The organism is Agromyces sp. GQ35 (assembly GCF_059758475.1).
The window spans coordinates 2100046-2113583 of sequence record NZ_JCAXEO010000001.1; the positions used below are offsets into that span (position 1 = coordinate 2100046).

Consider the following 13538-nt stretch of genomic DNA (forward strand, 5'->3'; position numbering starts at 1 on the left):
CGACGACGATTCGCGAGGAGCACCGATGTCCGGCATCCGCATCGACGGGGGCGACGACCGCCTGCGCATCCGCACCGGTGAGGCCGTGCTCGCCGAGTACGTGCACCGGCCCACCGATCCAGGACTCGAGTCGCCACGCCCGTACTTCAGCCCGATACGCACCCTCGGCGGCGAGGTCGTCTCGCTCTTCCGTCCGCACGACCACGTCTGGCACAAGGGAATCGCCTGGTCTCTGCCCGTCGTCGGTGACGAGAACTTCTGGGGCGGCCCCACCTTCGTCGACGGCCGGGGCTACACGCAACTGCCCAACAACGGCACGCAGGCGCATCGCTCTTTCACGGATGCCGCGGAGCCCGACACTGCCGCAACGGTCGAGCGCCTCGACTGGGTCACCGAGGCCGGCGGGACCGTCTTCGAGGAGCAGCGCACGATCAGTGCCGCCCTCGTCGACGGCGAGCCGGCGTGGTTCCTGGGATTCGAGACGCGTCTCCGCAACGTCAGCGACCACGCGATCTCGATCGGCTCGCCCACGACCCGCGGCCGCGACAACGCGGGGTACGGCGGTCTCTTCTGGCGCGGGCCGCGATCGTTCACCGGCGGCGATGTGCTGGCACCCGGCGTCGTCGGGGGAGACGAGCTGCGCGGCATCCGCTCGCCCTGGATGGGCTTCAGCGGGCGCCATGACGGCACCGACGGCGCCTCGACGATCGTGATGGTCGACGACCCAGGCAACGTGCAGCATCCGCCGCAGTGGTTCGCCCGCTCCGAGGACTTCGCCTGCCTCTGCCCCGCGCCGTTCTTCAGCGAGGAGCACCTCGTCGAGCCGGGCGACACGCTCGGGCTGCGCTACGGCGTCGTGATCGCCGACGGCGCGAGCGACGCCGACCGGGCCGAGCGACTCGCCGCTGCCGGGGCGGCGCTGTTGCGCGACACGGCGGCGTCCGAGCCGGCGATGTCTGCGCCGGCGATGTCCGCGCCGGCGACGTCGGACGCCTCGTGACCGCCCGGTCGCCGGCCTTCCCCGGCGCCACCTCCGTGAGCGCACTCGCCGTCTACACGGACGCCGCGCCCGACGGGCTCGCCGGAGGCACGCCGCACCTGCACACCGTCTCGACCGAGGCGTACCTCGTCGTCGCGGGCCGCGGACGCCTGCAGACCGTCGATGGTTCGGGCTTCGCGGAGCACCGTCTCGAACCCGGCTCGCTCGTGTGGTTCGCACCCGGCGTGATCCATCGCGCCGTCAACGACGGTGGGCTCGAGGTGCGGGTGATCATGCAGAACGCCGGACTGCCCGAGGCGGGCGACGCCGTGATGACCTTCCCCGACGAGGTGCTCGCCGACTCGGAGCGATACCGCGCGGCCGCCGCGCTGCCGGGTTCGGACCAACCCGATGACGAGCGGCTCGCCGCTGCGCTCGCACGCCGCGACCTCGCGGTCGAGGGCTTCCGCGAGCTGTTCGACGCCGACGGGCGGCTCGATGCCTCCCGGCTGCAACGCCTCTACTCGCGCGCCGTCGCCCTCGTGGCACCGAGAGCGCCGGCCTGGCGTCGGCAGTGGGAGTCGGGGGCGCTCGCCGTCGCCCTCGAGACCGGTGACCGCCTCGATGCGCTCGACGACGGCCGTGATCCCGGCCTCGCCGAGGCTCGCGTGACGCGTGCACCGGCGAGCGATGCGTTCGGCATGTGCGGATGCCTCGTCCGCTACGGCACCGACACCGACACCGACGCCGCCGCTGCCCGAACCTCTGCCCCGTCACCCGCCGCGACGCCCGTCCCCGTCTCGCCGCAGAAGGAGAGCAATGCCTGAGACCGCCCCCCTCCGCGCCGCGATCATCGGCACCGGGGCCATCGCCAACGCGCACGCGACGGCGTTGGCCGCGACCTCCGACGCCGAGCTCGTCGCCGTCGTCGACCGCGACCCGGCGTCGGCTCGTGCGTTCGCGGCGCGTTGGAACGTGCCGACCGTCGCCGATTCGATCGAGGTGCTGCTCGAGGGCGACGCCGTCGACGTCGTGCACGTCTGCACCCCTCCGGGTGTGCACGCCGAGCAGGCGATCGCGGCACTCGATGCCGGCCGGCACGTGGTCTGCGAGAAGCCCGCCGCCCTCTCACTCGATGAGCTCGATGCCATGACCGCCGCCGCGGAGCGCAACGACCGCCGTCTCGCCGTCGTCTTCCAGCAGCGCACCGGCACCGCCGCCGCCCATGTGCGCCGCCTGCTCGACGAGGGGGCGCTCGGCCGCCCGCTCGTGGCGACCTGCCAGACCCTCTGGTACCGCGATCCCGGGTACTTCGCCGTGCCCTGGCGCGGCAAGTGGGCGACCGAGGGAGGCGGGCCGACGCTCGGCCACGGCATCCACCAGATCGATCTGCTCGCCTGGCTCCTCGGCGACTGGGCGAGCGTGCAGGGCCAGCTCTGGCGGCTCGACCGTGAGACCGAGACCGAAGACGTCTCGACCGCGGTCGTCACGTTCACGGGCGGCACCGTGGCGTCTGTCATCACGAGCGCGCTCTCGCCTCGCGAGACGAGCTCGATCCGTATCGATACCGAGCACGCCACGGTGACCGTCGATCATCTCTACGGTCACGGCCATGAGCACTGGCGCATCACTCCCGCTCCGCACGTCGAGGGCGCCGTGGCAGCGGCATGGGCGCTGCCCGAGGTCGAGGAGGCGAGCGGACACGACCCGCTGGTTCGAGACATCTACTCGGCGTTGCGTTCCGGCGATCCGCTGCCGTCGACGGCTGCGGGTGCCGCGCGGTCGCTCGAGATCGTCACCGCGATCTACTCCTCGGCGGCGACCGGGCGGCAGGTGACGCCCGCGACGCTTCGCGACGATGTCGCTCGTGGCCGGAGCCTCGAGAGCCCGGTGACCGACCTGCGTCGTTCCTGAACGATACCTGTACCCGGCCCGCGACCCGGCCGGCTCGTGTAATTGCTCCCGATATAGCCCTGATCAGGTTATCTCGAAGCGCCGTCGGTGCCTGGCTCGAGGCATCCGGAAACGAATTGAAACGATTTTGCGGATTCGGTTGACCGGTAGATTTCGCTCGACTACCGTGAGGGAAGCGCTTTCCCACCCGCGTGGAACGCACCAGGCAGACACAGACGTTTCCAGGAGGACGATGATGTTCAACATTCGCAACCGCCGCACGGCGGTCGCCGCCGCGGCACTCACCGCTGCTGCAGCGCTCGCGCTCTCGGCATGCTCCGGAGGCGGCGAGGCTCCCGCGGCCAGCTACGATCCCGACGAGAAGGTCACCCTCGACCTCGCCTTCTGGGGCAACGACGTGCGCGCAGCCCTCTACGAAGACGCGATCGCCGCGTTCAACGAGGAGTACCCGAACATCACGGTCAACACCTCGTTCCTCGGCTTCCCCGAGTTCTGGGAGAAGCGCCAGACCGAGGCGGCCGGCGGCGGACTGCCCGACGTCATGCAGTTCGACTACTCCTACCTCCGCCAGTATTCGGAGAACGGCCTGCTGCTCGACCTCGCGCCGTACCTCGGCAACATCATCGACACCGAGCCGCTCTCGCAGAACATCCTCGACATCGGCGTGGTCGGCGACGAGACCACGGGCATTCCGACCTCCACGAACGCGTGGGGCATGTACACGAACCCGAAGCTGCTCGAACAGGTCGGCATCGACGAATTCGCCGGCGGTGACTGGCAGGACTACGACGCCTGGATGAAAGAGGTCAGCGATGCCGCTGTCGCGCAGGGCGTCGAGCTCTGGGGCGGCACCGACTGGACCGGCCGCATCCAGAACTTCGAGGTGCAGCAGCGCGCCGCCGGTGAAGACCTCTTCACCGAAGAGGGCGAGCCGAACTTCACCGAAGACGATCTTCGTGCGTTCTGGGAGCAGGGTGACCAGATGCGCACCGACGGCTCGGTCATCGGGCAGCAGCGGCTCGAAGAGATCTACCCGCTCTCCGCGTTCGACTCGGCGCTCACTGCAAGCGAACTCACGTGGGACAACTTCGGCGCCGGGTACCTCGGCAACCTCGGAGCCGACTACACCGAGCTCGGCCTGATCGAGCCACCCGTGACCGAGGAGGGCGCGAAGGACCTCTACCTGAAGCCGTCGATGCTGCACTCGATCTCGGCCGGGACCGAGCACCCCGAGGCTGCGGCAACCCTCGTGAACTTCCTCGTGAACAGCCCGGAGTCCGGCGCGGCGTTCGGTACGAACCGCGGCCTGCCCGCGTCGACGACCGCCCTCGAAGGCGCTGACCTCGACCCGCTGAGCCAGCAGATCGCCGACTACGAGGCATCCATCGAGGCCCGCCTCGGCGACGCGCCGCCCGTGCCGATCGTCGGCTACGGCGGCCTCGAAGAGAAGTTCCGTCAGATCGGTCAGGAGCTCGGCTACGGCACCCTGACCGTCGACGACGCCGTCGACCAGTTCTTCAGCGAGATGGACATCGTCCTCAACCAGTAACACCCACGGCCACGGGGCCCGGCACCGTTCCACCCGCCGGGCCCCGGTACTGTTTTCCTCGCAGGAACCGGAGAACCATCGTGAGCACCACGGAAACCCGATCGATCGTCACGGCCGACGCCGAAGGCCGCAGCATGCGCAAGAGCCTGCGCCAGATCAAGCGCGACGAAGGCAAGATCCCGACGAGCGCCGGCCGGCGAAAGCACGTCCGTCGCGAGACGGCCGCGGGCTACGGCTTCCTCATGCCGTGGCTGATCGGCTTCGTCGGTCTCACCGTCGGTCCGATGATCTACTCGCTCTACCTCGCGTTCACGAAGTACAACCTCTTCAAAGATCCCGAGTGGATCGGGTTCGACAACTTCGTGCGCATGTTCACGGACGACCCGAACTACATCCAGTCGGTGCAGATCACCCTCGTCTACGTGCTCGTCGGCACGCCGATCAAGCTCGCCGCGGCGCTCGGCATCGCGATGCTGCTGAACTACCGCAACAAGGGTTCGGGCTTCTTCCGATCCTCGTTCTACGCGCCGTCGCTCATCGGCGCCTCGGTCTCCGTCGCGATCGTGTGGCGGGCGATGTTCTCCACCGACGGCCCCGTCGACAATTCGCTGAGCTTCTTCGGCATCAACATCGGCGGATGGGTCGGCAACGTCGATCTCGTCATTCCGATGATGATCCTGCTCGCGGTCTGGCAGTTCGGCGCCCCGATGGTGATCTTCCTCGCGGGTCTCAAGCAAGTGCCGCAAGAGCTGTACGAGGCGGCAGAGGTCGACGGCGCCGGTCCGGTGCGCAAGTTCCGCTCGGTCACGGTCCCGATGCTCTCGAGCGTCATCTTCTTCAACCTGCTGCTCGAGACGATCAACGCCTTCCAGGTCTTCGCGTCGGCGTACATCATCTCCAACGGCTCCGGCGGGCCCGCCGGCATGACGAACTTCTACACCGTCTACCTCTACAAGCGCGGCTTCGCCGACCTGCAGATGGGGTACGCCTCGGCCATGGCCTGGGTGCTCGTCATCGCGGTGGCGATCATCGCCTTCATTCTGTTCAAGACCCAGAAGTCATGGGTGCACTACGCGGGAGAGAACCGATGAGCACGACGACGGATGTCCCACGCGCCGAGTTCCTCGAGGTCAGCACCGAGCCTGCACCACCCCGGCGTCGGGGCGTGAAGCGCAAGACGGTCAACACCGTCATCTGGTTCGTGGTGCTGCTGGCTCTCACCGCGGTGATCCTCTACCCGCTCGTCTGGCTGCTGCTCTCGACCTTCAAGCCGTCGAGCGAGTTCGGCCAGAACCCGGGCCTGATTCCCGAGAACCCGACGATCGACAATTACGTCAAGGTGCTCGAGGGCATCGGCGGCACACCGCTCTGGCGGTTCTTCGCGAACTCGCTCTTCATCGCCCTGATGGCGGTGATCGGCACCCTGTTCTCGTCGGCGCTCGCGGCCTACGCGTTCGCGCGCATCAAGTTCCGCGGGGTGGGCGTGCTGTTCGCGGCGATGATCGGCACGCTTCTGCTGCCGTTCCACGTGATCATCATTCCGCAGTACATCATGTTCAATAAGCTCGAGCTGGTCGACACGTACTGGCCGCTCATCCTGCCGAAGTTCCTCGCGACCGAGGCGTTCTTCGTCTTCCTGATCGTGCAGTTCATCCGCAACATCCCGCGCGACATGGACGAAGCGGCTCGCATCGACGGCGCCGGCCACGTGCGCATCTTCACGTCGATCATCCTGCCGCTCATCAAGCCGGCCTTGATCACCTCGGCGATCTTCGCGTTCATCTGGACCTGGAACGACTTCCTGGGGCCGCTGCTGTACGTCAACAGTCCAGAGAAGTACCCCCTGCCGATCGCCCTCCGGCTCTACAACGACGCGACGTCGACGAGCGACTACGGCGCGACTGCCGCCGTCTCGTTCCTCGCGCTGCTGCCGATCCTGATCTTCTTCATCGTCTTCCAGCGATTCCTGGTCGACGGTGTCGCCACTCAGGGACTGAAGGGCTAGGCAGCGGATGTCGCGAGCCACCGAACGCGCGGAGCGTCGGGCAGCCGAGTCGGGCAGCGGCCCGACGGCCGAGACCGCGCCGCCGCGCTTCGCCGGTGCGCGGAGCGCCTTCGGGCTCCTCGGCGAAGTGCTGCTCGTCGGCGTCCTCGTGGCGCTGCTCTCGCTGCCGGTGATCACGCTGCCCGTCGCGCTCGCCGCGGGCGTGCGGCATCTCGGGCGCTTCCTGCGTGCAGAGGACTCGGGGCTCGAGTGGTTCTGGCGTGATGTGCGGTCGGCGCTCGCCGGCGGCATCGCGGTCGGCGCGGCATCCGTCGCCGTCGGGCTCGTGCTCGCGCTCGACCTCGACCTCGCGGCATCCGGAGCCCTGCCCGGTGCGCCGCTCATCGGACTGGTGGGCTGGCTCGGGGTCGCCGCGCTCGTGCTCGTGCTCTTCACCGCGGCGGGTCGGTGGAGCCCCGAGTCGGGCTGGCTCGGGGCGCTCCGTGAGGTGCCGGGCACGCTCCGCGGCGATCTCGCGGGCGCGGGCTACCTGCTCGCGACAGCGGTCTTCGCGGTCGTGGTGACCTGGCAGCTCGTTCCGCTCGCCATTCCGGCACTCGGCTGCGTCGCCCTCGCGATCGTCGCGGTGCCCGAGCGCCCACGCCGTCGGCGCGGGGCGGGGGCGTGACTCGAGGCGACCCGTCGCGTCCTGCCGCCGTGGGCTGCTGACGCGACCCTCGGCATCTTCGTGCACTGAGGCGCGTACTCGGTGCCGGCATGGGTCGAGCCGACGGGTGCACTCGGTGCGGTGCCCGGCGAAGTGGGTGCCGACGACGTCGTGCCGACGACGAAGCACCACGACGGCATCGCGCGCTGGCCGGCGCCCGGTTCGGGGGAGCTCACGACGGTCGCGCGCGGGCCGAAGCGCGACCTCATCTCACCGCTCGCCGACGCGCCCGTACGCCCACCCGCGCGTCACGACCTTTTGCGCACACACGACCGTTGCGAGATCACCCGTTTGCGGCAAATGGTCGTGGCGTATCGCGATCGGCCGTGGCGTGCGTGGCACCCGTCGTGCGTGTGCAAATGGTCGTGGCGTATCGCGATCGGCCATGGCGTGCGTGGCACCCGTCGTGCGGGCTGCCGCGCACGCCGCGAGCGATCGAAACCGATCCGTGACATTCGCTCATTGACCGATTGAATCGGTTCACGCTACAGTTTCGGGAAGCGCTTTCCAACGACGGAGGCGCGCCCGAGCCCACGAACCACCTGGAGGACGACGATGTTCACGAATCGCCGACGGCGAGGCCTGCTCGCCACCGCAGCTCTGACCGGAGCGGCACTGCTCGCCCTCACCGGCTGCGCGAGCGGAACCGACGAGGCCGCCGCCTACGACCCCGAGGCCGAGGTCACGCTCAGCTTCACGTGGTGGGGCAACGACGACCGCGCCCAGCGGTACCAGGCGCTGATCGACGCGTTCCAGGAAGAGCACCCGAACATCACGATCGAGGGCACGTTCACCGACTTCCCGTCGTACTGGGAGAAGCGCCAGACCGAGGCAGCCGGCGGGGGCCTGCCCGACGTCTGGCAGTTCTCCGACTCCTACTTGCGCGAGTACGCCGAGGCCGGCCTCCTGCTCGACCTCGACACGGTCGTCGACCAGATCGACTTCGACGCCTTCGAGGAGTCCCTGCGTCAGACCGGCCAGCTCGAGGGCGTGCAGTACTCACTGCCCACGGGCTACAGTGCCTGGTCCGTCTTCCTCAACGACGATCTGGTGACCGCCGCCGGCGTCGAGCCCTATGAGGGCGGCACGAGCACCGCGGAGTACATCGACTGGATGAAGACCGTGACGGATGCCACGGGCGGAACCGTCTACGGCGGCACCGACATGACGCAGCGCATTCAGACCTTCGAGAACGAACTGCGCCAGCAGGGCAAGAACCTGTACACCGAAGAGGGCGAGCTCGGATTCACCGAAGACGAGCTGCGCGACTTCTGGAACTCGGGCGCCGAAGCGCGTGACGGCGTCGCCGTGCCGCAACAGCGACTCGAAGAGATCGCGCCGAAGTCGGGCTTCGGAGCCGGCCTCACCGCGAGCGAAGCGAGCTGGAGCAACTTCCTCGGCGGGTACCTCGCCGACTCGGGTGCCTCCGGCGTGACGCTGGTCGCCCCGCCCACCGACGAGCCCGGCGAGAAGGACCTCTACCGGCAGGCGGGCCTGCAGGTCGCGATCTCCGCCGACACCGAGCACCCCGAAGCGGCGGCACTCTGGCTCGACTACATCGTCAACAGCGAGGCGGCCGGCGAGATCTTCGGCACGACGCTCGGCTTCCCGGCGTCCGAGACGAAGCTCGCCGGCACCACGCTCGAGGGGATCGACGCGCAGGTGGCCGACTACCTCGACTCGGTCGCCGACCGCATCGGCGACGCTCCGCCGGTTCCGGTCGTCGGGTACGGCTCGCTCGAGCAGACCTTCTGGGACCTCGGCAAGTCCATCGGCCTCGGCGCGCTGAGCGTCGACGACGCGGTCGACCAATTCTTCACCGAGGCCGGAGTCATTCTCGGCTGAGACATCCGCCGTTCGGTGCCACGGGCGCCCGGGTCGCGATCGCGACCCGGGCGCCCGTGGCACGCTAGTCTGGGAGCGACCACTGGAATGCGCTTTCCCATTCGCGAAGCTGGAGGATTCCCACCGTGCACTACGGCGCCGACTACAACCCCGAGCAGTGGCCCGAAGAGATCTGGCCCGACGACGTCGCGCGCATGCGCGAGGCCGGCGTCACCATGGTGAGCCTCGGCATCTTCTCGTGGTCGCGAATCCAGCCGCGTGAGGGCGAGTTCGACTTCGCATGGCTCGACCGCGTGATCGCCCTGCTGCACGAGGGCGGCATCGCCGTCGACCTCGCGACGGCGACCGCCTCGCCGCCGCCGTGGGCCTCGGCGAGTTACCCCGAGCTGCTCCCGCAGGATGAGAACGGCGCAACGTACTGGCCGGGCAGCCGGCAGCAGTTCGCGCCCTCGTCGCCGGTCTACCGGCGCCTCGCCGGCGAGCTGGTCACCGCGATCGCCGAGCGCTACGCGGGGCACCCTGCCGTCGTCATGTGGCACATCAACAACGAGTACGGCTGCCACGTCAACATGGACTTCTCGGATGCCGCGCGCGACGCCTTCCGTCGTTGGCTGGCCGCCCGCTACGCCGGCGTCGACGCGCTCAACCAGGCGTGGGGCACCAACTTCTGGTCGCAGCGCTACCAGTCGTTCGACGAGGTCTTCCCGCCCCGGAAGGCGCCGTACAGCCACAACCCGGGCCAGCTGCTCGACTACCGCCGGTTCACGAGCGACATGCTGCTCGAGTGCTACCTCATGGAGCGCGAGATCATCCGCGCGGCCGGGGCGACGCAGCCGATCACGACGAACTTCATGGGGGCGTTCAAGCCGGCGAACTACGAGCAGTGGGCGCCGCACGTCGACGTCATCAGTGACGACGCCTACCCCGACCCGAACGACCCCGAGTCGTTCCGTGCCGCGGCGTTCCAGCGCGACCTCATGCGCTCGCTGAAGCCCGAGGTGCCGTGGTTGCTGATGGAGCAGGCCACGAACGCGCTGAACTGGCGACCGTCGAACGCGCCGAAGTCGCCCGGCCAGATGGCGGCACTCAGCGCGCAGGCGATCGGTCGCGGCGCAGACGGCATCCTGTTCTTCCAATGGCGGCAGTCCCGGGCGGGCGCCGAGAAGTTCCACTCGGCGATGCTGCCGCACGCGGGCACCCAAACCCGAACCTGGAGCGAGGTCACCGAGCTCGGCCGGCGACTCGGCGCGCTCAGCGCGCAGGGCACGCTGCCGTCCGCGCCGGCCGGCGAGACCGACGCCCGGGTCGCGCTCGTCTTCGACTGGGAGAACTGGTGGGCCGTCGAGGCCTCCGACCACCCCATGAACGAGCTCGACTACCTCGAGGTCGTGCAGCGTTGGTACCGGGCTCTGCACCGGCGGCACGTGCAGGTCGACATCGTGCCGCCCGAGCGCGTCGACGCCCGCTACTCCCTTGCGATCGCGCCGTTGCTGTACCTGCTGCGCGACGAGGGGGCTCTGGCGCTGACGAGCTTCGTCGACGGAGGCGGTCATCTGCTCGCCGGCCCGTTCTCCGACATCGTCGACGAGCACGATCGGTTCCGCGATGGCGGATTCCTCACGCAGCTCGGCGAGCTCTGCGGAGTTCGTCTCGAGGACTTCGGGGCGCTCGTCGCGACCGGTGCCGCGGGACCGGGTGAGCGCGAGGCGGCGTTCGCAGGTGCACGCGACGATGCCGGTGCCACCGTGTCGAACAGGGTCGCGGGCGTCGGCACGTACCTCGCCGAAGAGATCGTGGCGACGGATGCCGCGGTCGAGGCGACCTTCACGAGCGGCCGCCGCAAGGGGCATCCGGCCCTCACCGCGCGTCGTACCGCGCAGGGCGTGGCGCGCTACCTCGCCACCGTTCCCGATGAGGCCGGGGTCGGCTCCATCGTCGACCACGTGCTCGCCGACGCCGGAATCGAACCCGTCGTCGCCGGCCTGCCCGCGCACGTCGAGGCCGCCCGGCGGGGTTCCCTCCTGACCCTCATCCACCACGGTGCGCACGAGGCCGAGGTGACGATCGACATCGCCGGCGTCGACGCCGTCACCGGCCGTCACGTCGACCAGGTCGCGCTCGCTCCGTTCGACTGGGTGCTCCTGCGGCAGGACGCGTGAGCGCCGAGCGCGATACGATGCCCCAAACGCGAGGAGGCGCCATGCGTGCCGTCATTCTGAGCGGCTCCGGTCGCTACGCCGACCCATGGCACCCGTACTCAGAGACGACGCCGCGGCTCGCGGAGCTCGCCGAATCCGCCGGATTCGCCGTGACCGTGGCCGACGACATCGACACCGCGCTGGCGGAGCTCGGTGACGATGTTCGCCTCATCATCGTGAATGCGGGCGACCCCGAGGGGCCGATCACGCGGCAGGACGCGGACGCGCCGGCGATCGAGGCGTCCAGCGCAACTGCACCGGATCCGGCCCGGCTCGTCGCCGCGAATGCCGTCTTCGAGGCGGCGATCGAGCGCGGCGTCGGCATCCTCGCCCTGCACGCCGCCGCGGCGAGCCTGCGCGACTACCCGGCGTACGAGCGAGCGCTCGGTGCCCGCTGGGTGCGCGGGCATTCCTGGCATCCGCCCATCGGCGACGCCCACGTGCACCTCGTCGGCAACCATGCGATCACCGAGGGATTCGCCGACTTCACGGTCTTCGACGAGCGGTACACCGACTTCCGGCTCGATGCCGTGATCGAGCCGATCGCCGAGCACGAGCACGACGGTACGCGCCACCCGCTCGTATGGGCGCGCGAGTTCGGGCACTCCCGGCTCGTCTACGACGCGCTCGGACACGACGCGCGCTCCTACGACTCGGCTGGCCACCGCGAGCTGCTCGGGCGTTCGCTCGCCTGGCTCGCCCGCGTGCCAGCACTCACGGCGAACGACCGGTGAGCCGCGTCGTCTTCGCCCCTGACTCATTCAAGGGCACGGCGAGCGCAGCGGATGCCGCAGCCGCCCTCGCCCGCGGCTGGCACTCGGCACGGCCCGCCGACGACGTCGTGCTGCGACCGATGGCCGACGGCGGGGAGGGGACGCTCGACGCCTTCGAGGCGGCCGTGACCGGGTCGAGGCGCATGCCCGTCGTCGTGCGCGGCCCGGTGTCGGAGCCGGTCGCGACCCACTGGCTGCTGCTGCCCGACGGCACCGGCGTCGTGGAACTCGCCGCGACCTCCGGCATCACCCTGCTCGACCCGCTCGAGCCGCTCGACGCGCACTCGGCCGGCTTCGGCGAGGCGATCGACGCCGCCCTCGACTCCGGAGTCGAACGAGTGCTGCTCGCTCTCGGCGGCAGCGCCAGCACCGACGGGGGAGTCGGGGCGTTGGCGGTCCTGGGCGGTCGGTTCCTCGACGCCGACCGGCGCCCGGTGCGACTCGGCAATCGCGGTCTCGGCACGCTCGCCCGGGTCGACCTCTCGACACTGCGCCCGCTGCCGAGCGGCGGCGCGGTGGTGCTCGGCGACGTCACGAACCCATTGCTCGGCGAGCTCGGCGCCGCGACGATCTTCGGGCCGCAGAAGGGCGCGGACAGCGCGATGGTCGAGGTGCTCGACGGCAACCTCGCGCGGCTCGCCCGACTCGTACCGGGAGTCTCGCCCGAGACTCCCGGTGCGGGCGCTGCGGGTGGAGCAGGCTTCGGGCTGCTCGCCTGGGGAGCTGAGATGGGCGGCGGCTCCTCGCTCGTCGCCGCCGCGATCGGGCTCGATCGGAACCTCGCCGATGCCCGACTGGTGATCACCGGCGAGGGGCGCTTCGACGGGCAGTCCGAGGCGGGCAAGGCGCCGAGCGAGGTCGCCCGACTGGCGGCGGCTGCGGGGGTGCCGGTGGCGCTCGTCGCCGGCGCGATCACGGCCGAGCCGCGCGGGTTCGCGGCAACCGTCGCCTTGACCACGCTCGCCGGCGGTGCCGCCGCCGCGATGGCGGATCCGATCCGCTGGCTCGAGGCGGCCGGGGCGCGGCTCGCCGAGGAATGGTCGGCAGGCCGGGAGCTCGGCAGCGCGGACTGACTCGTCCGCACCGCCGCCTCGGCGTCGTCAGATGTGGTGCAGGCCCGGATGCGGGTGCGGCTTCGGGCGCTCGTCGCTCACGTAGTCGCCCTCGGGTGCAGCCGGATCGTGCGTCTGGGGATGCTCTTCGGTCGAGGTGTACTCGCCCACGGCCGACTCGTCGTCGGCGACGCCGTCGGTGCGGGTGTAGTCACCGGCGACGGTGCGCTCGTGCGGTGCTTCTCCGTCGACCTCGGTGTAGCTGCCTTCGACCTCGTCGCTGGCATCGACCGCGTCGGCGGGCAGGTTCGGCTCGTCGGGCTGCTGCTCGGCGGGTCGGTTCGATTCGGACATCATCGCTCCCTCACTCGTGGTCGGGGCGCCGTCATCAGGGCGACGTCTCGCTCCCCATGCTATGCGCCTGCGCCACGAGTTGAGCTGCCCGCCGTGCAGGCCGCGCTCAGACTCTCGGGACCAGTCCTGTCGCACGGGACCACGGAGAACGCGGATCCGGCGC

Annotated in this window: 13 protein-coding genes; 12 read left to right on the top strand and 1 reads right to left on the bottom strand. The window is 69.9% G+C overall.

The genetic code is table 11. The annotated features are described in order from the left end of the window. Window positions 1-25: 25 nt before the first annotated feature. The 12 genes from AC6CH0_RS09710 to AC6CH0_RS09765 all read left to right on the top strand — a co-directional run bounded on the left by AC6CH0_RS09710 (window position 26) and on the right by AC6CH0_RS09765 (window position 13042). The gene (locus tag AC6CH0_RS09710; RefSeq protein WP_498100145.1) at window positions 26-1000 is read left to right on the top strand and encodes a DUF6807 domain-containing protein; all 975 of its coding nucleotides are present in this window, start codon (window positions 26-28) and stop codon (window positions 998-1000) included. Beyond that, window positions 997-1806 (top strand): cupin domain-containing protein, encoded by an 810-nt coding sequence (locus AC6CH0_RS09715; RefSeq protein ID WP_498100147.1) that lies wholly within the window; start codon window positions 997-999, stop codon window positions 1804-1806. The genes AC6CH0_RS09710 and AC6CH0_RS09715 overlap by 4 nt, the downstream gene beginning before the upstream one ends. Beyond that, window positions 1799-2893, top strand: coding sequence for a Gfo/Idh/MocA family protein (locus tag AC6CH0_RS09720; protein WP_498100149.1), 1095 nt, complete (start codon window positions 1799-1801; stop codon window positions 2891-2893). The genes AC6CH0_RS09715 and AC6CH0_RS09720 overlap by 8 nt, the downstream gene beginning before the upstream one ends. 232 nt (window positions 2894-3125) lie before the next feature. Next, window positions 3126-4442: an ABC transporter substrate-binding protein gene (locus AC6CH0_RS09725; RefSeq protein ID WP_498100151.1), complete on the top strand. Its 1317-nt coding sequence runs from the start codon at window positions 3126-3128 to the stop codon at window positions 4440-4442. Window positions 4443-4684: 242 nt separating this feature from the next. Continuing rightward, window positions 4685-5533, top strand: coding sequence for a carbohydrate ABC transporter permease (locus tag AC6CH0_RS09730; protein WP_498101094.1), 849 nt, complete (start codon window positions 4685-4687; stop codon window positions 5531-5533). After that, a complete protein-coding gene (locus tag AC6CH0_RS09735; RefSeq protein ID WP_498100153.1) occupies window positions 5530-6447 on the top strand; it encodes a carbohydrate ABC transporter permease in 918 nt (305 codons plus the stop codon). Before AC6CH0_RS09730 ends, AC6CH0_RS09735 begins: the two co-directional genes overlap by 4 nt. Window positions 6448-6454: 7 nt before the next feature. Beyond that, window positions 6455-7114 (top strand): hypothetical protein, encoded by a 660-nt coding sequence (locus AC6CH0_RS09740; RefSeq protein WP_498100155.1) that lies wholly within the window; start codon window positions 6455-6457, stop codon window positions 7112-7114. 81 nt (window positions 7115-7195) lie between these two features. Continuing rightward, window positions 7196-7627 (top strand): alpha-L-fucosidase, encoded by a 432-nt coding sequence (locus AC6CH0_RS09745; protein ID WP_498100157.1) that lies wholly within the window; start codon window positions 7196-7198, stop codon window positions 7625-7627. 81 nt (window positions 7628-7708) lie between these two features. Further along, the gene (locus tag AC6CH0_RS09750; protein ID WP_498100159.1) at window positions 7709-8998 is read left to right on the top strand and encodes an ABC transporter substrate-binding protein; all 1290 of its coding nucleotides are present in this window, start codon (window positions 7709-7711) and stop codon (window positions 8996-8998) included. A gap of 125 nt (window positions 8999-9123) precedes the next feature. Next, entirely contained in the window at window positions 9124-11157 is a 2034-nt protein-coding gene (locus AC6CH0_RS09755; RefSeq protein ID WP_498100161.1) for a beta-galactosidase, read from the top strand. A gap of 41 nt (window positions 11158-11198) precedes the next feature. Then, a complete protein-coding gene (locus AC6CH0_RS09760) occupies window positions 11199-11930 on the top strand; it encodes a ThuA domain-containing protein (RefSeq protein WP_498100163.1) in 732 nt (243 codons plus the stop codon). Then, window positions 11927-13042 carry a glycerate kinase gene (locus AC6CH0_RS09765; protein WP_498100165.1) on the top strand — a complete coding sequence of 372 codons (1116 nt, stop codon included), beginning with the start codon at window positions 11927-11929 and terminating at the stop codon, window positions 13040-13042. The genes AC6CH0_RS09760 and AC6CH0_RS09765 overlap by 4 nt, the downstream gene beginning before the upstream one ends. Window positions 13043-13069: 27 nt before the next feature. Here the strand turns inward: AC6CH0_RS09765 and AC6CH0_RS09770 are convergent, their stop codons facing one another. Beyond that, the gene (locus tag AC6CH0_RS09770) at window positions 13070-13375 is read right to left on the bottom strand and encodes a hypothetical protein (RefSeq protein WP_498100167.1); all 306 of its coding nucleotides are present in this window, start codon (window positions 13373-13375) and stop codon (window positions 13070-13072) included. Window positions 13376-13538: the final 163 nt, after the last annotated feature.